At 43.6% G+C, this 22,283-nt stretch carries 20 protein-coding genes and 1 other annotated feature; of the genes, 3 read left to right on the top strand and 17 right to left on the bottom strand.

Annotation, left to right across the window (positions count from 1 at the left end; translation table 11 throughout):
- Positions 1-250: 250 nt before the first annotated feature.
- The 9 genes from pheT to HMPREF9698_RS08540 all read right to left on the bottom strand — a co-directional run bounded on the left by pheT (position 251) and on the right by HMPREF9698_RS08540 (position 10,919).
- On the bottom strand, positions 251-2,659 hold the full coding sequence (gene pheT / locus HMPREF9698_RS07045) for a phenylalanine--tRNA ligase subunit beta (RefSeq protein ID WP_003778747.1): 2,409 nt from the start codon (positions 2,657-2,659) through the stop codon (positions 251-253).
- Between the two features lie 6 nt (positions 2,660-2,665).
- Positions 2,666-3,712 carry a phenylalanine--tRNA ligase subunit alpha gene (pheS, locus tag HMPREF9698_RS07040; protein WP_003778746.1) on the bottom strand — a complete coding sequence of 349 codons (1,047 nt, stop codon included), beginning with the start codon at positions 3,710-3,712 and terminating at the stop codon, positions 2,666-2,668.
- Positions 3,713-3,779: 67 nt separating this feature from the next.
- Positions 3,780-4,006, bottom strand: a binding site (T-box leader).
- A 26-nt stretch (positions 4,007-4,032) separates the two neighbouring features.
- Complete coding sequence (locus tag HMPREF9698_RS07035) at positions 4,033-4,377, bottom strand: winged helix-turn-helix transcriptional regulator (RefSeq protein WP_003778745.1); 345 nt, start codon at positions 4,375-4,377, stop codon at positions 4,033-4,035.
- Between the two features lie 110 nt (positions 4,378-4,487).
- Positions 4,488-5,855: a magnesium transporter gene (gene mgtE / locus HMPREF9698_RS07030; RefSeq protein WP_003778742.1), complete on the bottom strand. Its 1,368-nt coding sequence runs from the start codon at positions 5,853-5,855 to the stop codon at positions 4,488-4,490.
- 9 nt (positions 5,856-5,864) lie between these two features.
- Positions 5,865-7,235, bottom strand: coding sequence for a magnesium transporter (gene mgtE, locus HMPREF9698_RS07025; protein ID WP_003778740.1), 1,371 nt, complete (start codon positions 7,233-7,235; stop codon positions 5,865-5,867).
- 213 nt (positions 7,236-7,448) lie between these two features.
- Entirely contained in the window at positions 7,449-7,970 is a 522-nt protein-coding gene (locus HMPREF9698_RS07020) for an HD domain-containing protein (protein ID WP_003778739.1), read from the bottom strand.
- Positions 7,971-8,128: 158 nt separating this feature from the next.
- Positions 8,129-8,518 carry a TrmH family RNA methyltransferase gene (locus HMPREF9698_RS09100; RefSeq protein ID WP_003778737.1) on the bottom strand — a complete coding sequence of 130 codons (390 nt, stop codon included), beginning with the start codon at positions 8,516-8,518 and terminating at the stop codon, positions 8,129-8,131.
- A gap of 5 nt (positions 8,519-8,523) precedes the next feature.
- A complete protein-coding gene (locus HMPREF9698_RS09095; RefSeq protein ID WP_003778735.1) occupies positions 8,524-8,874 on the bottom strand; it encodes a TrmH family RNA methyltransferase in 351 nt (116 codons plus the stop codon).
- Positions 8,875-9,398: 524 nt separating this feature from the next.
- Entirely contained in the window at positions 9,399-10,919 is a 1,521-nt protein-coding gene (locus HMPREF9698_RS08540) for a M23 family metallopeptidase (RefSeq protein WP_003778734.1), read from the bottom strand.
- A 223-nt stretch (positions 10,920-11,142) separates the two neighbouring features.
- On the opposite strand from HMPREF9698_RS08540, the gene HMPREF9698_RS07005 reads away from it, so the two are divergent.
- Entirely contained in the window at positions 11,143-11,901 is a 759-nt protein-coding gene (locus HMPREF9698_RS07005) for a GNAT family N-acetyltransferase (RefSeq protein ID WP_003778733.1), read from the top strand.
- A gap of 25 nt (positions 11,902-11,926) precedes the next feature.
- Here HMPREF9698_RS07005 and HMPREF9698_RS07000 read toward each other — a convergent pair whose 3' ends face one another.
- The 3 genes from HMPREF9698_RS07000 to HMPREF9698_RS06990 form a co-directional block, all read right to left on the bottom strand.
- On the bottom strand, positions 11,927-12,481 hold the full coding sequence (locus tag HMPREF9698_RS07000) for a folate family ECF transporter S component (protein WP_115629297.1): 555 nt from the start codon (positions 12,479-12,481) through the stop codon (positions 11,927-11,929).
- Positions 12,482-12,661: 180 nt separating this feature from the next.
- The gene (locus tag HMPREF9698_RS08535; RefSeq protein ID WP_003778728.1) at positions 12,662-13,348 is read right to left on the bottom strand and encodes a hypothetical protein; all 687 of its coding nucleotides are present in this window, start codon (positions 13,346-13,348) and stop codon (positions 12,662-12,664) included.
- 319 nt (positions 13,349-13,667) lie between these two features.
- Positions 13,668-13,856 carry a CsbD family protein gene (locus HMPREF9698_RS06990; RefSeq protein WP_003778726.1) on the bottom strand — a complete coding sequence of 63 codons (189 nt, stop codon included), beginning with the start codon at positions 13,854-13,856 and terminating at the stop codon, positions 13,668-13,670.
- Between the two features lie 195 nt (positions 13,857-14,051).
- Here HMPREF9698_RS06990 and HMPREF9698_RS06985 point away from each other — a divergent pair, with 195 nt between their 5' ends.
- Positions 14,052-14,672, top strand: coding sequence for an NUDIX hydrolase (locus HMPREF9698_RS06985; protein ID WP_003778722.1), 621 nt, complete (start codon positions 14,052-14,054; stop codon positions 14,670-14,672).
- A 6-nt stretch (positions 14,673-14,678) separates the two neighbouring features.
- Here the strand turns inward: HMPREF9698_RS06985 and HMPREF9698_RS06980 are convergent, their stop codons facing one another.
- Entirely contained in the window at positions 14,679-15,461 is a 783-nt protein-coding gene (locus HMPREF9698_RS06980; RefSeq protein ID WP_003778721.1) for an ion transporter, read from the bottom strand.
- A 140-nt stretch (positions 15,462-15,601) separates the two neighbouring features.
- Here HMPREF9698_RS06980 and HMPREF9698_RS06975 point away from each other — a divergent pair, with 140 nt between their 5' ends.
- Complete coding sequence (locus HMPREF9698_RS06975; protein ID WP_003778719.1) at positions 15,602-16,513, top strand: DUF368 domain-containing protein; 912 nt, start codon at positions 15,602-15,604, stop codon at positions 16,511-16,513.
- 89 nt (positions 16,514-16,602) lie between these two features.
- Here the strand turns inward: HMPREF9698_RS06975 and brnQ are convergent, their stop codons facing one another.
- The 4 genes from brnQ to HMPREF9698_RS06955 form a co-directional block, all read right to left on the bottom strand.
- Positions 16,603-17,949: a branched-chain amino acid transport system II carrier protein gene (brnQ, locus tag HMPREF9698_RS06970; protein ID WP_003778717.1), complete on the bottom strand. Its 1,347-nt coding sequence runs from the start codon at positions 17,947-17,949 to the stop codon at positions 16,603-16,605.
- 242 nt (positions 17,950-18,191) lie between these two features.
- Complete coding sequence (locus HMPREF9698_RS06965) at positions 18,192-19,964, bottom strand: ABC transporter ATP-binding protein (protein WP_003778715.1); 1,773 nt, start codon at positions 19,962-19,964, stop codon at positions 18,192-18,194.
- Positions 19,957-21,723 (bottom strand): ABC transporter ATP-binding protein, encoded by a 1,767-nt coding sequence (locus HMPREF9698_RS06960; protein WP_003778713.1) that lies wholly within the window; start codon positions 21,721-21,723, stop codon positions 19,957-19,959. Before HMPREF9698_RS06960 ends, HMPREF9698_RS06965 begins: the two co-directional genes overlap by 8 nt.
- Before the next feature lie 76 nt (positions 21,724-21,799).
- A complete protein-coding gene (locus tag HMPREF9698_RS06955; RefSeq protein WP_003778711.1) occupies positions 21,800-22,231 on the bottom strand; it encodes a hypothetical protein in 432 nt (143 codons plus the stop codon).
- Between the last annotated feature and the right edge of the window lie 52 nt (positions 22,232-22,283).

Genomic DNA, 22,283 nt, shown 5'->3' with positions numbered 1-22,283 from the left:
CTTGAACCAAAAATTCTACAATCGATCAGTAATTGTAGAAATTCAAACCCGAAATTCTACAATCGAACTACAATTGTAGAACTTTGAACCCGACATTCTGCAATCCTTATTCAACAGAGAATGCTTAGTCCCCGCCCAGTATTTGTCCCACTCCAGCTAACTTTACTCATATATGTATAAAGCTGGTCCAGCTAACTTGGAATGAAGACCAAAGCCTAGTGGACCAGCTTGCTAGATATTTAGCTTGACTTTAACGAATTTCTGCTTTTAGTTCTTCTGTTAGGACTTGTTTGACCTTATCGAATTCTTGGTCGACTTTTTCATCCTTGAGAGTAGCTGCAGGGTCTTGGTAGAAGAGGGAGTAAGCTAGGGACTGTTTGCCTTCTTGGATGTTATCGCCCTTGTAGAGGTCGAAGAGGTGAATCCGTTTAAGCAAATCAGAAGAGTTGGACCGAATCAAGTCTACAATGGTTTGGTGGCTAATGGACTCGTCTACCAGGAGGGCGATGTCACGGGAAGTGCCTGGGTATTTTGGAACCAAGTCATAGACAGCTTCTTTCTTGTCTAAAGCAACCAGCTTGTCTAGGTCTAGTTCAAATACATAAACTTCCTTGAGGTCATATTCCTTGGCCAACAAGGGATGGACTTGGCCCAAGTAGCCAACCAGGTCTTGGCCGATGTAAATATCCGCTGTTCGCCCGGGGTGCATATTGTCTCTGTCCTTATTGGCCTGGTAACTGACCGGGTCAGCAAATCCAATCAATTGGCACAACTGCTCTATAATACCCTTGGCAGTGAAGAAGTCGACTTGGTTGGCCTTCTGACTCCAGGAGGCTTCTGTCACCTGTCCAGTCAGTAAACCGGCAAAGCGTCCTTCTTCCAAATACTCTTCTTGGTCCTTGCCGAAAACAGAACCCAATTCAAATAACTTGACCGAGTTTACTTGTCTAGCCTTATTGTATTGGGCCACATCGAGCAAACCGGACAAGAGGCTTTGACGTAAGCTCTGGCGGTCATTACTCATGGGGTGGGCAATGGAAACCACTTGCTTGTCGGCTAAATCGCCAAACACAAAACGTGGTGCCTTTTCTGGCTTGGTCAGGGCATAAGATATAGCCTGGGAGAAACCAATGTTTTCCATAAAATCTTTGAGATAGCGTTTCATCCGTTGGCCGGGTGTTAACTGGCCTGGGATGGTCTCAGTTTTTGGCAGGGTGGATGGCACCTTGTTGTAGCCGTAAATTCGGGTGATTTCTTCAACCAGGTCAGCGGCGATACTGACATCTCGCCTTCTCGGTGGAATAGCCACATCAAATTGTCCCTCTTCCACCTGGTAGGAGAAGCCGAGACGGTTTAAAATTTGGCCGACCTGATCTTGGCTAAAATCCACTCCACTTAGGCGGTTGATATAGGCAAGGTCGGCTGACACATGCGTATCTTGTGGAGTGAGATCACGATCCTTGACAACACCTGAGACAATTTTACCCCCACCAATATCCCGCATCAAAGCAGCTGCCTTGTCCAAGGCTTCAATAACAGTAGCTTCATTAATTCCTTTTTCAAACCGGCTACTGGATTCACTTCTTAAATTTAATTTCTGAGCTGTTTTACGAACTATAACAGGGTCAAAGATCGCTGCTTCAATAGCAATTCTTTTCGTATCGTTCGTTACATGGGTGTTTTCGCCCCCCATCACACCAGCCAGGGCAATTGCCTGGCTCCCATTGGTGACCACTAGGTTGTCTGGCCCTAAGTCTCGGTCCTTACCGTCTAGTGTTCGGAGTACTTCGTCTTCTTTGGCCCGGCGAACATAGAGTTCATTACTTCCTACCGCATCATAGTCAAAAGCGTGCATGGGTTGGCCGTATTCCAACATGATGTAGTTGGTGATGTCCACAATCGAATCAATGGGACGGATGCCAGCTGCCATCAAGCGTTTTTGAAGCCAAAGGGGGCTGTCACCAACCTTGACGTCTTCCACAATCCGGCTAGCATAAAAGGGTGTATCGTCAGTGGACTCCACCCCAACGGAAAGCTGAGCCGTATTTTCATCCTCCTGGACTTGGACGGGGTCAAAGTGGACTGGTTGGTCTAAAGTAGCCGCAACTTCATAAGCCACCCCCCGCATGGATAAGGCGTCTGCGCGGTTGGGGGTCACATCCAGGTCAATAACAGCATCGTCTAGGCCAATATAAGGTCCAGCTGGGTCTCCCACTTGGGCTGAATCAGGCAAGATATAGATCCCGTCTTCCGCAAACTTGGGTACCACTGATTCACTGAAACCTAGCTCTTCTAGTGAACAAATCATCCCTGCTGATTCCTGGCCCAGCAAAGCGGTTGTTTTAATTTGAAAGTCCCCTGGTAAAACGGCTCCCGGCAAGGCCACAATCACTTTGAGGTCCGCTTTAATATTAGGAGCTCCGCAGACAATTTGAACGGGGTCAGCTTGTCCCACATCTACCTGGGTCAATTTCAAGTGGTCTGACCCTTCTATAGGCTGGCAATCTTTAACATGGCCCACTAAAAGTTTTGGAATGGGGTCAGCCTGGTCCACTCCCTCCACTTCGATACCTGTTAAAGTAATTTGCTTGGCCAGTTCTTCTGGTGAAATATCGATTAAATCGACATATTGTCCTAACCAATTGTATGATACTTTCATCTTTACCTACCCTTTCGCTTTGAATTGACTCAAGAAACGCTGGTCATTTAAGTAGAAATGACGGATATCGTCAACTTCATATTTCAGCATGGCGATTCGGTCAGCCCCAATCCCAAAGGCAAAACCACTATAGGTTGAAGAATCAACCCCGGACATCTCTAAGACTTGGGGGTGAACCATACCAGCACCTAAAACTTCGATCCAACCGGTGTGCTTACAAATACTGCATCCCTCGCCATCACAGTTAAAGCAAGACAAGTCCACTTCAACAGACGGTTCGGTAAATGGGAAATAACTTGGACGCAAACGAATCTGACGGCTATCGCCGAAGATTTTCTTAGCCATGACTTCTAAGGTCCCCTTCAAGTCCCCTAGGGAAATACTCTTATCCACAACTAATCCTTCAATTTGGTGGAATTGGTGGGAGTGGGTAGCGTCATCTGTATCTCGGCGGAAAACTTTCCCCACACTGATCATCTTCAAGGGTGACTTGGAAAAGTCGTGTTTTTCTAAAGTCCGTGGTTGGGTCGGGGAGGTGTGGGTTCTAAGTAGATGCAGGTCGTCAATATAAAAAGTATCTTGCATGTCCCGGGCAGGGTGGTCTTTAGGGACATTCACCCGTTCAAAGTTGTAGTGGTCGGTTTCAATTTCATAGCCTTCCACAATCTTATAGCCCATGCCAATAAACAAATCTTCCAACTCTTCAATCACTTGGAGGATCACATGGGTTTGGCCCGGTTCACTGGACCGGCCTGGCAGGCTAACATCGATGGTTTCCTCTGCCAACTTCTGGTCTAAAGCCTGGCTCTCCAACCGGTCCTTGGACGTTTCAATCATGTCTTTAATGTCATCGCTCACTTCATTGGCAGTCTTCCCTACCAAGGGACGGTCTTTGGGGTCTAAGTCCTTCATCCCCTTAAGGACCTGGGTTACCTGGCCCTTCTTGCCCAGGTAAGACAAACGAATAGACTCTAACTGGTCTAAACTATCAACTTGGTTAATTTCTTTTAAGGCCTGTTGCTGCAGGTCTTGTAATTTTTCTTGTAAATCCATATGCGACTCCTTTGCTACATTTTTAATACTTGGCCTGGCTTTTTGGCTACAAAAAAGACCTCGCCCATAAAGGGACGAGGCCATTCGCGGTACCACCCTAGTTCAAACTAAGCTAGCCTAGTTTGCACTCTTACATAACGGTGTATACCGGTCTCAATTTTAGTGAAACAATGAATATGCCAATCAGCATAAGATAGAAGTGAATTTCTCCAAGCTTGATGTAAAATGGGTCTCAGCTACACCATTTTTCTCTGTAACAGCCACTTGAATACTCTTTTCTATCAGTCATTTTTACTATTTACTTTATTTTATTCGCTAGTCTAACACAAGTCTTCGATATCTTCATCTAAAACCCATTTATCTGCCCATTTTTGAACCTGGGTCATGACGGGTTCTAGGTCATAGCCCTTTTCCGTCAGGCTGTAGCCATTACAATGGTCTACCTTGGTCCGCTCAATAATGCCTTCTTCTTCCAAACCCTTAAGCCGATCTACCAGAACGCGGTCGCTAATACCTGAAATACAGGCTGCGATTTCCTTGAACCGGAGAGGAGATTCGAGCAAGGCATCGATAATCAAGCCGTTCCATTTTTTACCTAAGATGGAAAAAGTATACTCAAATTTGGGACAGATAGATGGAGACTCATCACTTTTCGTTACTACCATATAATCGCCTCTACTTCCTAACTTGCATCTTGTCGGTACGATTGGTCTCCAATAATCTAGCTTAAAGATAGTATAACTTAAAGCATCATTAAAGTAAACTGAAATTGTTTTTATAAATGTTCCAAAAAACTAACGGCCAGGCTGAAATAGATCAAAAGAGATGCTATATCGTTGATGGTGGTAATGAAAGGTCCACTGGCTACGGCAGGATCGATATTGATTTCTTCAAATAATAAGGGGATGACCGATCCAACTGTTGACGATAAAATCGTAGTTAAAAAGATAGCTACACTGACAATCATAGCTAAGACAGTATTTTGATAGATGATAAGGGATAAGGCGACTAATATCAAGGCCAAGAAGAGACCAATAATGGCTCCTCCTACCACTTCCTTGCGAACAACTGTTAGCATTTTTTTGCCATCTTCGTCCTTGTTACCGCTCAAGTTATTGATAGCAACTGCCAAAGACTGGGTCCCAATATTCCCAGCTGTCCCCATAATCATAGGGATAAAAGTAGCTAAGATAACAACTGACTCTAAGGTCTCTTCAAAGTAGGAGATTACGCCACCACTTAAAAGACCTAAGATTAAAAGAATCAAGATCCAAGGAATTCTATGCTTAGTAGCCTGGATGGGGTTGAGCCTTTTCTCCTCACTGTCAGAAGGTCTAATCGCCGCAAATTCAATAAAGTCTTCGTTAGCTTCTTCTTCGATAATATCCATAATATCGTCAACGGTAACAATCCCCTGCATCCGGCCATCGTGGCTGACAACGGGAACTGCCAGTAAGTCATAGTCTCGAATAACATGGGCAACTTCTTCCTGGTCCATGTCGATCCGGACTGAGGTGACATTTTTGAACATGATATTCCGGACTATTTCATCTTCTTGGGCCAAGAGTAAATCACGCAGGGAGAGGACACCGACCAACTGTCCATCTTCGTTAAGAACATAAAGATAGTAAATGGTTTCCGCTTCATCAGCAATGGTCGGCAACCGGTCCAAGACCGCCTCAGCCGTTTGGGAATCTTGGATAGCAATATACTCCTTGGTCATGATGGAACCAGCCGTTTCCTGGGCATAGGACATCAATTCCTGGACTCGTTTACGTTCATCTTGGTCCATCATATCCAGTATTTTTTCGGCATCAGTTGCCTGGCTTTGGGTAAGAAATTCCACTACGTCATCATTGGCCAAGTTGTTAAAGACTTCTGCAATGTAGACAGGAGGCAGGTTATTGATCACGGCTTCCTTGTCCTCCACCGCCATCCATTCAAAGATTTCGGCAAATTCCTTAGCCGAGAGGAATTGAGCTATTTTCTTTTTCTTCTCAGGGTAAAGCAAATGGAAAAGCTCGTGCTGGTCCCTTTCGTGGAGTCGTAAGAAGAGCTCGCGGAAGGTTTCCCGGTCATCATTGTCAAAAGCCTTATAAATGTCATCATAGTAACGGTCTTTGTTAATTTGAATTGATTGCATAATATCCCCCTAGCCTATAAAGATTGAAGCGATTGAAAAGTAAAAGACCAAGCCCACCGCATCGGAGATGATGGTGATGAAGGGTCCACTGGCCACGCTAGAATCAAAGCCAATTTTATCAAAAACTAAGGGAACAATGAGTCCAACACCAGTTGAGATTGTGACCGTCACAATCAAGGCCAAAGCAACGATAAGGCCAATTAAGGCTTCGCCGTAGACCACCGAAATAATCACAAACATCATAAGGGCTGAAATAACTCCCATAATTAAGCCAGTTAAGAGTTCATCCTTTAGGGCCAACAATTTCTGGCCTAGGCCACTTTGAAAGAGCTTGCTACCACTAATCGTTACAGCTAGCGACTGGGTGCCCACATTACCAGCCGTATCCATAATAGCTGGAACGAAGGCGGACAAGAGGACTGCCCGTTGCAGGGTATCTTCAAAGAGGTTCATCAAACTCCCGATCAAAAGACCAGATACCATAAAGATCACAAGCCAGGGAGTCCGGCTGAGTGCCATCTGGATAGTCGATTTTTGCTTCCCTTTTTCATCATGGGTATCTTGTTTCCGGATACCGGCTAATTCGTTAAAGTCTTCTTCAGCCTCTTGGTCCACAATGTCGATAATGTCATCAACCGTGATAATCCCTTTTAGCTTGCCGTCATGGGAAATAACCGGGAGGGCTGTTAAGTCATAGTCTTGGATGTAGACAGCCACGTCTTCCTGGTCCATATCAACACTGGCACTAACCACATGGGTGTTCATAATATCGGCAATTAATTTGTCCTTGGGTGACATCATCAATTCACGCAGGGAAAAGACCCCGTTTAATTGCTCCTTGTCATCCACCACATAAATAGTGTAAATGGTTTCGGCATCTTGGCCTACTTGTCTTAAGTAGTCAATCACCCGCTGGACGGTTTGGTCTTCATAGACCGAAATAAATTCCTTGGTCATAATCGACCCAGCAGTCTCGGAAGCATAGGACAAGATCTCTAGGACTTCTTTTTGCCGGTCAGCATCCAAATATTTCAAGACAAAGGTATCGTCATATAGACTAGACCGGTTGATAAAATAAGCTATATCATCATAAGGTAGGTGGTTAAAAACTTGCCGGAGGTAGTCATTGGGAAGGTTAGCAACGGCCATTTCCTGGTCTTCAATAGCCATGATTTTAAACATGTCTTCAAAATCTGCTGCCGGAAGCAAGTTGGCAATATTTTTCTTATAATCATCAGCCACCATGTTGAAAACTTCTATTTTATCCCGGTCATGCAAGCGCAAAAACAACTTGTTGAAAGTGACCTGTTTTTCTTTTTCGATGGAGCTGATGATATCTTTGTAGTAATTTTCTTTGTTAAACTCTAAATAGTCTGTCATTTCGCTACCTCTCATTCATGGATTTCTTGGCTCAGTCACAGCTTATAAGAGTGACCAGTTTAGCCACAAATAGAAAACGACAGTCTGGTTAGGGCTGTCGTTTTCTCGCATAACTTGCTTTAGTAAAGAAGATAAGCAAGGCTAGACCTTATTTAACTGTCCAAGTATCAAGAGGTCCTAGCATCCTACTTAACTTGCTGCCACGTCCTTGGCTTAAGCCTGGGTTGATAAGGCACCTTTCAAGGAGTGGTATTTGGCAATTACGCGACTCCGCAAGGGGCGGGAAACTTCGTCCATAGCACAATACTTATCAACGGAAGTGACAATATAGCTCTCACGGTATCTTGGGAAGTTGGATTTTGAACACAGGAACATGTGTTTCAAAATAATATCTTTCTCTTTATCAGAAAGTTCGGTCAGGGTAAGGGCATTTTTCAAGGCAAGTTTGGGGTGGACATCATTATGCGACCCTTCTTGCATCAACTGGATCTCCTCGCGACTTTCTAAGAAGAAGTCATGCAAAAGCCCTGCCCGGGCTGTCGCCCGTGCATCCAAGCCCATTCGTCTAGCAATTCGGTAAGACACATATGAGACATAGACCGAATGTTTAAACCGGATGGTATGGTGGTGGTGGACAATTTTGTCCAGCTGCCTAAATTTTTCATTATTAATCAAGTCTGAAACATAGGATAAATATTCAGGATCGTATTTCCATCTATCTTCAAAAATAGGCATTCCATCATCCCTTCAAATAAACTTCACAACCAACATCTATTGCTATCAAGCTTCTTCATTATAGCGTAAAGATAGGCATTATTCAAAGATTAATTGTTGCAAAAAGACTTATTTGGCAAGTTTTTTTCAAGTCATGTGAATGAAGAGCTGACCTAGACCTATTCAGAAAAATGAAACATTAAAATGGAAGCAGCAATAGCTACATTAAGGGACTCGGCCTGCCCCTTAATAGGAATATGGGTGTTTTGGTCAACCAAGTCCAACAAGTCCGAGTTCATTCCCTGACCTTCATTTCCCACAAGGACAGCAATCTTGTCACGAGCTTTGAGGTCTTTATAGGGAACAGACTCAGCTGACAGGTCTGTTCCGTAAACGACCAGCCCTTGCTCTTGAAGCTTGGGAATAAAGTCCCTTAAGTCAACATTGGCCAGGTCTAAGTGAAAGTGACTTCCTTGGGCTGACCGCAAGACCTTATGATTATAAGCATCAACCGTCCCCTTTCCCATAGCAACGAGGTCAAAACCAGCTGCATCGGCCGACCGGATCATGGTACCTAGGTTGCCGGGTCTTGAACCTGGTCCAACAAGAGGGCTTTTCGGTGAGATTTTTGGAGTTGAGGGTTTGATCTAACAACCGCAAAAATGCCTTGAGTCTTTTCCGTGTCAGCCATGTCTTGGCTAATAGCTTCAGAAACCAAGTGGGTGGGGATATCTTGCCGGGTTAGGCTGAAATGTTCTAGTGCCATTTTCGTTCCGATAATTTCTGTGATATTCTCCTGGGCCCTCATAGCTTCTTCAATCAGGTGGTAGCCCTCTAGTAGGAAAAGCTGGCGTCTTTCACGTTCTTTCTTGGTTTTTAACTTGATCCAATCTTTTACTTTTGGGTTTTTCCGGGAAGTAATCATGTTTGACTCCTTCAATACTTTTAATATTAGTAAATCATCTTTGGCAAGTCCTGGCAAGGACCAAGCTCAATTCCTTAAGCCAGCCCCCTATATTGTAAAAAGTTCCCTTTAACCTTGGTAGTGGATACAATAAGGTCTCTTATAACAACCTAGCCCCTGGTTTGACACTCGGTTGCCAACTCGCTAAGGCTCCTTAAAGAGGTAAGCTACCAGCCCTTGGTTTGGAAGTTATATTTATAAAATTAAGGGATTAGTTGAAGTTGAATTTTAGTATAAATTATGTAGCGGTTGTTGTTTAAAGAAAGCGCTAGAATTCCCAAATAACATTGGTTGTTTGAGAAAACAGTCCTTGAATTCCCAAATAACATTAGTTTTTTTAGAAAACATACAAAAAATTCTCAAACTAAAGCCAAAGTTTGAGAATAACAAAGTTTAGTAAATCGCCAATCCCAAATAACAAAAACCACGCCAGCTAGCCAAGGTCTGGCTAGTTGGCGTGGAAGCAATCAATTGTGGCTCATTCATTAATAAAGATAGTTCATCGGGTTGACCGGGCGGCCATTTTGCCGGATTTCAAAGTGCAAGTGGACCCCAGTAGATGAGCCAGACGATCCCATTTGCCCTAAGACTTGCCCCTGGGAAACAGTTTGGCCGGGTGCAACAGCTAAACTTGGCTGTAAGTGGCCATAAACACTGGTTAAACCATTGCCATGGTCAATACGAACGTGGTAACCCAAACCACCCGTATAAGATGCAGCGATAACCCGACCAGCTTTAGATGCCCGCACTGGTCCGCTTCCTGCAATGTCTATTCCTTCATGTAGCTTACGATAGCCCTTAATTGGGTGGAGGCGGTAACCAAAGCCAGATGTCATCCTGCCACTTGCGGGTCTGATCCAGCTAGAGGGATTCAGAGAACTTGAAACTTGAACTGTAGTGGAAGCCGAACTTTGACTAGGCTGGCTTTGGCTCGACTGACTACTTTCAACCTGGGCTGGTTGCTGGTTGTCTCGCTCGTTTAGCTCTAAGTCCCTATTTTCTTCTTCGATCTCTCGCTCAACTTCTTTTGCTTGATCTTGCTGGCTTTCTTGAGCCTTAGCATGGGCTTCTGCTTCCTCTTTAGCTCGCACTTCTGCTTCCTCTTTAGCCAAGGCTTCTGCTTGACGGATTCGCTCGGCTTCTTCCGCTTGTTGACGCTGGCGTTCAGCCTCTTTTCGAGCTAGTCTTTCTTGCTCAAGTCGCTCTTCTTCCAGGCGTTCTTGCTCGTCTTTAACTTGCTGGTCCAGATGGCTGGTCTGGCGAGCGATTTCATCTTTTTTGGCTTCTAAACTAGCCAAGTCTTTTTGGCTTAAGTCATAAACCTGGGCTACTTGGCTAACCTGGCTTTCTAAGGCAAGTCGCTGGTTAACCAAGTTATTTTGAGCCACTTCTAAATCCGACTTAGTTGCCTTCAATTTTGCCTCTTCATCTTTCAGTTTTTCTTCACTAGCTTTTAATCGGTCATGGTCTGCTTTTTGATCAGAGATGATGGACCGGTTGGAAGAGATGATTTCTGAAATGAAGTGGACCCGGTTGAGGAGGTCCGCAACAGTATCCGAAGACAGGAGGGCATTGACAATCGACGTCACGTCCCCCGTTTTTTGAACGGACCGAGCCTGGTCAGCCACTTTTTCCGTCCGGCGGTCAATCAATTCGGTCAATTCCCCTATTTCCTTATGTAATTGGTCGATTTGATCTTCCTTGTCCTGGATTTCTTCTTGTCGTTGGTCAATTTCAGCTATTAATCGGTCTACATTGGCTTGGATAGCTTGGATATCTGCTTCCAAGTCTGCCTTTTCTTGGGAAAGATTGGACATTTCATCTTTAGAGTTCTTTATTTCGGATTCAAGTTGGGCATTTTCTTGGTCCAAGTCTTGTCGGCTTTGCCTCAGTTCTTCTAAGAGCTGGGAACTAGCTTCTTCAGCAAGGACAAGATGAGAAGAGAAAAACACCTGGCCCGCGACTAAGCTAGTGGCCAGAAATTTAAAAATCTGTTCTTTTTTCAATATCTAATCTCCTTTACTTGACAATTTAGGGTTTAACAGCAGGTCCCTAACGACTAAAAGGGCCCTTTTTCCTAAGTACAATTTTTATGATATCATAAAGTAGGCTAGGGTTCTGTTAGTATTAAGTAACAGTTTCTCAGTTTCTTGTAACACAATAGTAACATTCTCAATGATAATTCTGGCCAAGTTTTTGTAAAATAGCGAGTGAAAGAAGGCTTGTTCCTTGTACCAATTTACTGATTTTGAACACCACAGTCAGCTAGTTGATGATAATGAATTTTTTGCCCAATACCTGTCTCCTGACTATCCATGGCGGTATGACTCAAATTTTTTCTTGTTAAAATTTCAGCCGGACCTCCAGGAATTCAAACTAATTGAAGAGATGCAAATCGCTTCCCATCGACAAAACAAGTTGGGTCATTTAAAATTCTATTGGCCTCAAAATACTCCCCTAACTCCATCCGTCACAAAATATCTGGACAAGGAAGATTATGGGCTAGAGCTTTTAGATTTGTACCGGCTAAAGCCCGGAAACTTTAAGGACCAAGTATCTAACCTTCCCGTTAAAAACCAAGTCTTATCCAGTAAAAAGCTTGGGGCCTTTAAGTCCTTTAACTACCAGCATGACCAACATGTTTCAAAAGCATTTGCTCAAAGCAAGCTGAGTTTCTACGATGACCTCCTTGCTAAACCTGGCATTGACTTTTTGACCAGCCAGCTGGACCAAGAAATCATAGCTAGCCTTATTCAAATCGAAAAAGATCGGACTATTGAAATCGATGACCTCTATGTCCACCCCAATTACCGGCATCAAAAAATAGCCAGCACCCTGGTCAACCAGGTTGCTGACTATGCCAAAAGTCAGGACAAGGACCTTATCTTACTAGCAGATGGGGAGGATAGCGTGGGCGCCATGTACACCAAACTCGGCTTTAGCCAAACCGGGTCCCTTATCGGAGCAAGTAAGAAATTAGGCCTTTAAAATAAAAAGCAAAACTTAGCCAAACTTAGAACTGGAATTTCTTGATAACATTTCGGATCGACGGCAGGTTTAAAATGAAATAAAGAACAGCTGTATTGAGTGGGAAGCTGATCGCGTTCTTGACAATTCGGGGGATGATCAGCCCACGCCAAGCTTCATCATACATTATTTTGAGCCAAATGGTGTTTAAGCCAATATTGATAAAAAGAGAAACAAGGAAAGTTGCTAGGCCGATCCGTTTAAGGGTGGGCTTTTTCCGCCATAAAAAGACAGCATAAATAAGGCCAGCCAAACCGGCACTCACCGTAAAGCCTGGGAAAAAGACTGTACTTGCTTGGATAATCAGGCTGTCCAGCAAGTCATATAAAACAGCAAATAAGACCATGTAAACTGGTCCAAAAAGGGAAGCCGCAATACCTGTTCCGATAAAACCAAAGCCCCACTGAACTAAGTTAGCAATATTCAAGGCTGGAATAAGCGACAGGGCTATTCTTAAGGCCATGACAACCGCCATAACGGCCAAGTGTCTGGCTGTAAAATGGTCTAATCTTCCCAAGTGATCAGCCTTATAAAACATCATTCCACTCTCCTTCACAGGGGTCTAGCCCATCAAAAAACATTTAACATAAAATTTACAATATTCTTTATTCTACCACACCAAACAAAGAATAGAGAACTTTCCTCCCCAAAAAAGTGAAAAATCAGACATAAAAAGAGGCTGGAAAAATCCAGCCTCTTAGAGTTAAATGAATGACTGATCTTATTGAGCTTGGTCTTCGGTTTCTTCGCCATCTTCAATAATGACTTCACCAGTTACAGAAGCTTCGTCAAAGTCAGCTGAATCGTGGAATTCTTGACTTGTGAAAATCAAGTCACCATCAATTTCAGGATCGTTTTCAAAGGAGAAACCATCTGCATCTACAATAACGTCACCTTCAACACGGCCAGCAAAGCGGGTGTTTTCAGCTTCGATTGTAAGGGATGGAACTGTTAGGGTGTAAAGTTGAGTTTCATCGCCTTCGTCATCGTAGAAAGCTAGTTTACGTTCGCCTTCTTCGTTGTCTTGAGCTTCAAGGGTCAAGTCTTCATCAACTTGTAGGTCTTGTTCTAGGACAACAATCCATTCCCCATCAGCTGACATAGCATCTTGAGCTTCATCAGCTGTTTGGATGACAGAAGCACCTGATTCAGCGTCTGCTGTATCGTCTTCTGTGTCATCTTCAGCTGTGTCATCTTCAGCTGTGTCGTCTTCAGCTGTGTCATCTTCAGTTGTGTCGTCTTCGTTCATGTCGTCTTCAGCAGTTTGGTCAGTCCCTGCTTCTTCTTCAGGAGCAGTTTCTTCTACTGTAGGGTCTTCTGCTGGGTCTTCTTGAGCAGTATTGTCACCGCAAGCTGCGAGTAGAGTAACTGCTACAGGAATTGATAACAACTTAGTCCATTTTTTCATCGAAACATTCCTCCTATTTCGTTGATGTCATCATGTTAACAGTAATTTTACATTAAATCAATTCCTTTACAAAAGTCAGGGTATTTTTAATGTAATTTTAACATTTGACCTGGACCAGTCCTACGACAAGACTTAAAATTTCGATAATTTACTATAAAAGGCATCCAGAACTCAACCTGGATGCCTCTAGCCCAATCCTGGTTTTAAACATCCTAGGTTTGGGTCTAAAATTTGTGACAGGTTACAGTTTAACTGGTAATTGGGTTTGGTTTTTATCCTAAGTCAAGTCCCCCCATTAGCTAGTAAACCGTTAAAAGGATTAGTCGTCTTTATCGTCTGAACTTAGGCTTTCTTTGACACCTTCCAAACTGTCTTTAACACTATCTTTGGCTTCATTGACCTTGCCTTTCACTTGGTCCGTTTTGCCTTCACTTTTTTTCTTGTCATCATCCACAAGCTTACCGTAAGCTTCTTTGGCTTTTCCTTTTAATTCATCTTTTGAAGTCATTTCAATCAAACTCCTTTTCATAATCTAAGTTCATTATACAACATAATATAACAAGATAGCAAATTCTATAGTTCTTTTGACTAAAATAGATATAAATAACGTTTTATATAATCGTAAGCAAGGATCTTTCAAAAAGTAGGCATTCTACTTATAATAAGGTTGATAGTGAACTTTTTATAGTTAGGATGTCAAAGCGTGACTAATATTAATCATATCCGCAAGCAAATTAAAAACCACCGGGCCAAGTTTTTGGGCTACAAGTTTGAGTCGTCTGTCCTCCTTCCCCTCGTTTACTACCAAGGGCAGTGGCAGATTTTATACGAGATACGGAGCCAATATGTTTCTCAACCAGGCGAAGTCTCCTTCCCAGGCGGACGGATCGAAAAAGGTGAAAGCCCCCTTCAAGCCGGTCTAAGGGAAACCAAGGAAGAAATTGGCTTCCCCGTTGAAAAAATTGAAGTCTTAGGTGAAATTGACCGGATTGCTAATGGCCGGGTCATGGTCTACTGTCATGTTGGGATCTTAGAAGACTTTGACCCAGACCAGTTAAAGATCAACCGCTACGAAGTCGACAGTATCTTTTTTAAACCGGTCCAATATTTTATCGACAATGCCCCAGAAATTTACCATTACAATGTAGAAAGCCAATTCGAACGCAACTTCCCCAGCAATAAATTCAAGTCTATCAACGAAACAGCCTACAAAAGGGGTCGGTCCCAAAGCTCTCTCCCCTTCTATGAATTTAAAGAGGCTACCTTGTGGGGGTTGACGGCCCAATTAACCCGCCACTTTGCTAACTTAGTCGGTCAAGTCTAGCCCAGGCTATCGGTCTGGGCTTTTTTCTTGTGCTTGCTCGTCTTCTTGTTCTTGGCCGTTTTGGTCCTCTATATTACTGTGGGCCTTGAGTTCGTCAACATAGCCTGCCGTAATAATACTGGAAGGCAAGGCAATGATGAGGACTCCGACCATAAAGGACAAGATGCCAATCAATTGGCCTTGGGGACTGCTAGGAAAGTAATCCCCAAAAGTTGCCGATGTTAAGGCTCCGGCTGACCAAAAGAGAGCATCCATAAAGCTTGGAAAGGATTCTGGTTCGATATTAAAGATCAAAAGCGAGGTAATTAGTAGGTATAAAACAGCAGTCCATAAGACTAACTGGAGGGAGTCTTTTTGGCGGATAATGGCCTTGATTAAGATATCAATACTATTGGAGTAACGAAAGATTTTAAAGACTCGAAAAACCCTAGCCGACTGGACCAGTCTAAATAGACGGAGGAGTCGGAAAGAGGAAGAGACAAATTCCATCATGGGGAGGATGGAGAGTAGGTCGACTATCCCAAAAAAAGATACTGGGTAGCGAAGGAAGGCTTGGTGCTTGGGCAGGTCATCATACTTGATATCAGCTGTAATAAAGTGAAGAAAATATTCGACAATAAAAAAAACTAAGACCAAGTTATCAATAAATTGTAAGAGGGGATCTTGACTTTTAAACATTAAAGGCAGCAAGCTGATCAAAATCAAAAAGATATTGACCGTATTATAGGCCTTGCTAGCAAGGGAGTCGCTATCTTGGACACTAATAATTTGGAAAATTTTCTCGCGCATTTTTCATCACCTATCATTTCATACTTTAATCATAAAGAAATTTATAAAAATTGCAAAGCAGGCAAACTGTAATTGATAAGCTAGGCTAATTAGAGTAAACTTGAACTTATTCAAGTAACGATAATTGATGGAGGAAACTTATGTCTTATATTTGGATGGTTATTAAAGGAATCCTGGTCGGGGTTGCCAATTTAATCCCTGGGGTCAGTGGTGGAACGATGGCTGTTTCTTTAGCCATTTACGATGACTTGATCTTTGCCATCACCCATCTGAAAAAAGCCTTTAAAAAATCAATGTCAATTCTATTGCCCCTAGCTCTTGGTATCCTTTTAGGGATCGTCTTTTTTTCATACGCTATTGAGGTCCTCTTGAGCCAATATACCTTCCCCACTGCCATGGCCTTTGTCGGTTTGGTCTTAGGTGGCCTTCCGATTTTACTCCGCCAGTTCGCTCATACCTTGAAGACTGAAAGGGAATCCATTGGCTGGAGCCAGCTAGTCGTCTTTACCCTCTTTTTTGCCCTCATCGTGGTCCTATCCTTTTACCAAGAATCAGACGTGACCTTTGAAGCCTTAGACCTGACTTTAGCTAATCTTGCCATTTTATTTTTTGTCGGCTTGATTGCAGCAGCCACCATGGTAATTCCTGGTATCAGTGGTTCCTTGGTCCTGATGATTTTGGGTTACTATTATAATATTATCAATACCTTAACCAACTTCTTTGATGCCTTGAGAAGTCTAGATACACAAGGCATCCTCCACGGTCTAGCCCTCCTCATTCCTTTTGGCCTTGGTGTCTTAGTCGGTATCTTCTTGATCAGTAAAATCATTGAATACCTCTTTGCCAACCAACCCGTTCTAACTTACAGTGGAATATTTGGTCTAGTCCTAGCTTCTCCCATTGCGATTTTATTGAATACAGGAGCAATCGCTTCCCTGTCTAGCTTACCAGTTGACCAAATGATTCGTTTTGTCAGCGCAGGTGGTCTCCTACTAGCCCTTTGCTTTATAGGGACCTACTGGCTGGGCCAGGCTGGCGACCAGTCTGAGTAGCATTCACTCTAACTAAATTCAAAAGAAAGCCCCTAGCAACCATATTGATGATTGCTAGGGGGCTTTTTTATAGTTTAATTTAAAATTACTTATGTGTAGGAAGTCTCTGACAGGACAGCTCTCTGGTTGTCATGGTCTTCCAAGCGTTTACCCAAGTCAAAGAAGTGACCTAGGAGTCCGCCAATTAAACCACCGATTAAAGCTGGGATCAACCAGCCAAAACCAACTTCAGCTAGGGGAACAAAGGCGGTCCAGCTTTCTAGGGCAGCATCCATGCCAAGCAGGCCTAAACTGGTTTCTATTAAGGCTACAGCAAAGGCTCCGGCTACGCCTCCAACGAAGATCAAGTCATATTTCAAGTATTCGTTAAAGAGGGAGAAAAGGGCCAAGGCCATCACGACCGGGTAAACAAGGTCTAGCAAGGGACCGGTGAAGGCGACAATCTCATCGACTGACAAGAGAGAAATCAGCAGGCCGATGGTGACCGAGGTAATCACAATAGGTCTGTATTTCAACTTGTTTTTGGAAATAGTCTGGAAATAGTCGCCACAGGTTGCGGTCAAACCAACTGAAGTGGTTAGACAAGCCAGAGTGACAACAACGGAAATTAGGAAGGCTCCAAAGTCGCCAAAAATGTAAGAGAAACTAGCAATCAGCAGTTGGGTCCGGGACATATCAACTGGGTAGATAGCTGAGAAACGGGCCCCTACATAGACCAAGCCACCATAAACTAGGCTAAGTAAGATAAAGGCAATAATGCCCACCCCAATTGTATTTTTATAACGTTTTTCCTTGTCTGTGTAACCTCTCCGGACTAAGTCAGTAACCACAATTCCGGCCATCAGGTTAGCCCCTAAGGCATCCATGGTTTGGTAGCCCTCGGTAAAGCCGACTAGGAAGTCACTGCTTTCAATTTGACTGGGGACGGTTGGACCAGGAGGGTTAATAATGACCCAGACTATAAAAATGGCCAAAGTGGCAATTAAAATGGGGGTTAAAATATTACCGATAATGTCAATGACCTTACCTTCATTAATCACAAAGTACAAGGTAAAGGCAAAGAAGACAAGAGAGGTCACAACGGGGGAAACATTGGGAAAGTTCGGCTGAATTGCAATCTCATGGACGGTTGCTGCAGTACGAGGTACAGCAACAAAGGTCGCAATTGACAAAATAGCGATAATGCCCAAAACTTTCGCAAAGTTGGGACCAACCCTCCTTCCAATGTCTTCAGCCTGGCCACCTAATTTAGCCGTGATAATAACAACTAAGATGGCTAAGAAAGGGTCGGTTAAAATAAAACCTACCATCGAGCTAAACCAGTTATCACCTGCATTCAGTCCTAGGTAAACGGGAAAGATTAAGTTCCCCGCCCCAAAGAATATAGCAAAAAGGGCGAAGCCTACGATGATAACATCTCTTGCTCTTTTACTCATTGTGATCCACTCCTATCTATATAGATTTATTTAGAACTTACTATACCACTAAAACATTTAACAGTCTATTCATTTATCTAATTTTCATCTTAACAGACACAAAATGATTTAAATAAGCCCTTACATAGCCGATATAAAAAGACCAGGCTTCCCCTGGTCTTTTTGACCCTATAGTACTATAAAATGAAGATCCCTTTAGCTGATACAGGCTGACTTCACTTACTGGGCTAGTGAGTATAAATTTACTGGTCAGAAGTTTGCAACTGGTACATCTTGTAGTAAGTCCCCTGCTGGCGGATCAGGTCTTCGTGCTTGCCTTGCTCAATAATTTCCCCATGCCGCAAGACATAAATTTGGTCGGCATCCTTAATGGTGGACAGGCGGTGGGCGATCATGATGGTGGTCCGCCCCCGCCGGATTTGCTGGAGACCATGCTGGATGATTTCTTCTGTTTCAGTGTCAATATTGGCCGTCGCCTCATCCAAGATAAGGATTTTCGGTTGGCGCAAGATGGTCCGGGCAAAACTTAAAAGTTGCTTCTCACCAGTTGAGAAGGCTGCTCCTCCTTCAATGACCCGGGCCTGGTAGTTGCCATCGAGCTGGTTGATGATCTTGTCAGCATTGACAAATTCAGCTGCCTGGCGGATCTCGTGGTCGCTGAAATCCCCAAACATAGCAATATTATCCTTGATATTCCCATAGAATAAGAAACTATCTTGTAGGACCAGGCCAATTTTTTCTCTCAGTTCTTCATCTTTGATATCACGGATAGACTGACCGTCAATGGTAATCTCGCCCTGGTTGAATTCATAAAAGCGCATGAGGAGGTTGATAATCGAGCTCTTGCCTGACCCAGTCTGACCAACTAGGGCAATGGTTTGGCCGGGCTTGGCTTCGATATTGATATCTTTTAAGACATCCCGCTCCCCGTCATAGGAGAAAGTAACATGAGAAAGTTTAATATGTCCATCTGTAATCTCCCCCTGGGCCTGGTCGCCAGCTGTTGGTGCTAAGTCAGTCCGGTCAAGAAGGCGGATAACCCGGTAACCGGAGACGATCCCATCTTGATAGATAGACAAGCTGTTGATCATGTTCCCGATTGGGCGGTAGAAGGCCCGAGTATAGGAAGTAAAGGCATAAATAACCCCGACATTGACGGCAAAGTTGTTGAAAAATTGGTAGCCGAAAACAGATAACAAGACCACTAAGACCATGGATTCAATAAAGCTTATAGCCGGCATGAGTAATACAGCATTCATTTTAAACATACGGATTCTGGCATCAACATATTTTTGGTTAACTTCATCGAACTCTTCTTTCTTCCGTTCTTCTTGGTTGAAGTGCTGGATAGTATCCATACCAGAAATTGATTCACTAAGCTCAGTGTTCACCATGGACAAGGCTTCCCGCATCCGACCATATATAACAGTCGAATACTTTTGGTAAACATACATCAACAAGATAATAATGGGGATAGTTGCCACAAAAATCATAGCAAACTGGGCGTCCAGGGTAAACATGGCAATGGCAATAGCTACGGCGTTAAAGAGGCCATCAGCAAATTCCAAGAAGACAGCCCAAAATTCCTTAATGGTTTCCGTGTCATTGGTAATCCGTGACACGATCGACCCATTAGGGGTTTGGTCAAAATACCGCATGGCTAGTCGGGTGACCTTGCCGTAAACTTGGCGACGCAAATTGGCTACTGACATTTCATATGAGTTCATAAATAAATAGTTTGAATAGTAGGTCAAGAGTCCACGGCTAACCACCAAGACTAGGTAAAAGAGGACATAACGAAGGGTAATGGTCCAGGTCACAGAAGCGGTTACCAGGTATTGGTCAATGTATTGTTGGATGATGATCGGCAAGGAAGCTGCTACAGCTGACCCCAAAACCATCATGATGACGGCTAGGGCAAACACTTTCCAAAAAGGTTTGGCGAAATTGAGCAAGCGCCAGAGGACCTGGAAGTTGACCTTGATCGGAAAGGAAAGTCGTCTATCTTCACTCATGGTCACCGCCTCCTTCTTCTACTTCTAGTTGCAATTGTTGTTTTTCGTACATGGACCGGTACCATTCATTTCTTTCCAAGAGTTCTTGGTGGCTTCCCTTGTCAATCAATTCGCCATCGTCAATCACTAAGATTAAGTCAGCATGAATAACTGACGAAATCCGGTGAGCAGAAATGATATTGGTTTGGTTTTTCCTTAAGGTCTTGAAGTTTTGTAAAATCTGGTGTTCTGTATTGGCATCCACTGCTGACAGAGAGTCATCCAAGTATAAAAATTCCGGTTCAATTGTTAGGGCACGGGCGATGGAAATTCTTTGTTTTTGCCCACCAGATAAGGCAACACCCTTCTCTCCCACCTGGGTTTGAAAACCTTGGGGGGTGTCCAGGTTATCTTCATAGACATTGGCTAACTTGGTATAGTAGTCCACCTTTTCTTTAGGGGTGTCCGGTGCCCCAAAGCGGACATTGTCTAAAATCGATTTGGAAAATAAGAAAGGCTCTTGAGACACGTAACCAATCCCTTGGGCCAGGGTATCGGTGGCGTAATCCCTGATATCAATGCCATCATAGGTGATCTGGCCATCGTAGTGGTCATAGTCCCGCATGAGGAGTTTAAAAATGGTACTTTTCCCAGAACCTGTCTTTCCAACTAAGCCGAGGGTTTGGCCAGCCTTCAAGTGGAATTGAACATTCTTCAATGCTGGCCGGTCGTCGCTGTCCTGGTACTTAAAAGACTTGATATCAAAATCAATGTCCCCGCCCAAGGCCTGGTCAACTGGTTTATAGGCTTCATTAATACTCGATTTAATGGACAAGAGTTCGATGATTCGGGCATAGGAGACATTTCCCCGCTCTAGTGTGTTGGCCAAGCGACCTAGACCAAGGAGGGGCCAGGTCATCATGGACAGGTAGGAGAAGTAAGCGACAAGGTCCCCAATGGTAATCCGGCCTGAAATGACATAATAGGTCCCAAATATAAGGGTCAGGATAAAGGCAGACTGGGTGATCATTTCAATCGCCGGGCTGTACAGGGCATCGACCTTGTTAACCGCCTTGTTGGTAGAAATAACTTCATCAATATCTTCCGAAAAATTTTCAAAATCGCTATCTTCTTCCCCAAAAGCCTTAATGGCCCGCATGCCGGCAATACTTTCTTGGACATGGTCATTCATTTGGGAGAAGGACTCCAAGGCCTTGCGGTAACGGCGGTTGATAATAACCCCTAAGTTCCGTCCAATTAGCATAAGGAATGGAAAGGGAACGATGGTAAAGAGGGTCAAGCGCCAGTCAACAAACAAGACCATACTGGCCAAGGTGGTGACCCCGACTGCAAAGGAGTCGGCCAGGGTTAGGATCCCGCCACCAGCTACAAATTTAAGGGCGGCCAAGTCATTGGTTGCATGGGCCATCAAGTCTCCAGTCCGAAAGTCTTGGAAAAACTGACTATCCATCTTGGTAAAATGGTCAAAGAGTCGGTTACGCATGATAGCTTCTAGATGGGTCGAGTTGGTAAAGACCAGAGCCCGCCAAACATAGCGCAAGCCATACATTAAAATAGCTAGAAAGAAAATAATAGCAATCTGAATGACTAAGTTTTGTACGGTTAATGTCCCTGCAGTCATTTGGTCGATAATATTCCCAATAATCATAGGTGTAATAGCTGTTGCAATCGCCACTAAGATCAAACAGAGGACCGCTATCCCGTAAGTCTTGCGTTTGAGTTTAAAAAACCAGCCTAATTTTTGTAATATTTGAAACATGTTCCATCTCCTTGTTTAATCAAAACCAGGTTAAAGTAAAAGCAAGGAAGCTAGAAACCTAACTTCCTCTCCTCAACTATCTTGTAAACTCTCCCTTGGTGACAGCCAAGAGATCATCAATTTGGTCATAGGACGTTTGACTCAAGAGCATCATCTTAACATAGAGGTCATCAAAATTAGAGATGGCCTGGTGAATTTCTTGGTCAGCTTCATCGGTCAGCCGGTCATAAATGCTGTCAATCACCCGGTCCCCTTGGCCAAAATAATACTTGTCCTGGCTGTGGTTGTAGATCACATAAACACCCGGACCGTCAAATTTTTCCCTGGCGTAAGATTGAAAGATATTGCCCTTTTGCTGGTAGAAGTCATGAAAGGCTTCCAAGTCTAAGCTAGCTGTTTGGTAGACAAAGGGCTTATAATAGTCGCGGTCAACCAAGTCTTCTATGTAAATAATACTGATCAAAGTTGCCAATATTAAGATAGTTAGGGCAATTAGGAATATGATCATGGCATTGACTCCTCTAAATTCTATACTCCTATCTTATCAATTTCTTGCTAAA

Origin of the sequence: Alloiococcus otitis ATCC 51267 (genome assembly GCF_000315445.1) — a bacterium.
In the GTDB taxonomy this organism is placed as follows: domain Bacteria; phylum Bacillota; class Bacilli; order Lactobacillales; family Carnobacteriaceae_A; genus Alloiococcus; species Alloiococcus otitis.
Note: the sequence above shows the minus strand (reverse complement) of the source record. Positions and strands in the feature narration are given on the sequence as shown.

Coding starts and splice junctions, on each gene's coding strand:
- pheT (WP_003778747.1), bottom strand. CDS start 2,659: ATGAAAGTATCATACAATTGGTTAGGACAATATGTCGATTTAATCGAT.
- pheS (WP_003778746.1), bottom strand. CDS start 3,712: ATGGATTTACAAGAAAAATTACAAGACCTGCAGCAACAGGCCTTAAAA.
- HMPREF9698_RS07035 (WP_003778745.1), bottom strand. CDS start 4,377: ATGGTAGTAACGAAAAGTGATGAGTCTCCATCTATCTGTCCCAAATTT.
- mgtE (WP_003778742.1), bottom strand. CDS start 5,855: ATGCAATCAATTCAAATTAACAAAGACCGTTACTATGATGACATTTAT.
- mgtE (WP_003778740.1), bottom strand. CDS start 7,235: ATGACAGACTATTTAGAGTTTAACAAAGAAAATTACTACAAAGATATC.
- HMPREF9698_RS07020 (WP_003778739.1), bottom strand. CDS start 7,970: ATGCCTATTTTTGAAGATAGATGGAAATACGATCCTGAATATTTATCC.
- HMPREF9698_RS09100 (WP_003778737.1), bottom strand. CDS start 8,518: ATGATCCGGTCGGCCGATGCAGCTGGTTTTGACCTCGTTGCTATGGGA.
- HMPREF9698_RS09095 (WP_003778735.1), bottom strand. CDS start 8,874: ATGATTACTTCCCGGAAAAACCCAAAAGTAAAAGATTGGATCAAGTTA.
- HMPREF9698_RS07000 (WP_115629297.1), bottom strand. CDS start 12,481: ATGATGTTTTATAAGGCTGATCACTTGGGAAGATTAGACCATTTTACA.
- HMPREF9698_RS08535 (WP_003778728.1), bottom strand. CDS start 13,348: ATGAAAAAATGGACTAAGTTGTTATCAATTCCTGTAGCAGTTACTCTA.
- HMPREF9698_RS06990 (WP_003778726.1), bottom strand. CDS start 13,856: ATGACTTCAAAAGATGAATTAAAAGGAAAAGCCAAAGAAGCTTACGGT.
- HMPREF9698_RS06980 (WP_003778721.1), bottom strand. CDS start 15,461: ATGCGCGAGAAAATTTTCCAAATTATTAGTGTCCAAGATAGCGACTCC.
- HMPREF9698_RS06975 (WP_003778719.1), top strand. CDS start 15,602: ATGTCTTATATTTGGATGGTTATTAAAGGAATCCTGGTCGGGGTTGCC.
- brnQ (WP_003778717.1), bottom strand. CDS start 17,949: ATGAGTAAAAGAGCAAGAGATGTTATCATCGTAGGCTTCGCCCTTTTT.
- HMPREF9698_RS06965 (WP_003778715.1), bottom strand. CDS start 19,964: ATGAGTGAAGATAGACGACTTTCCTTTCCGATCAAGGTCAACTTCCAG.
- HMPREF9698_RS06960 (WP_003778713.1), bottom strand. CDS start 21,723: ATGTTTCAAATATTACAAAAATTAGGCTGGTTTTTTAAACTCAAACGC.
- HMPREF9698_RS06955 (WP_003778711.1), bottom strand. CDS start 22,231: ATGATCATATTCCTAATTGCCCTAACTATCTTAATATTGGCAACTTTG.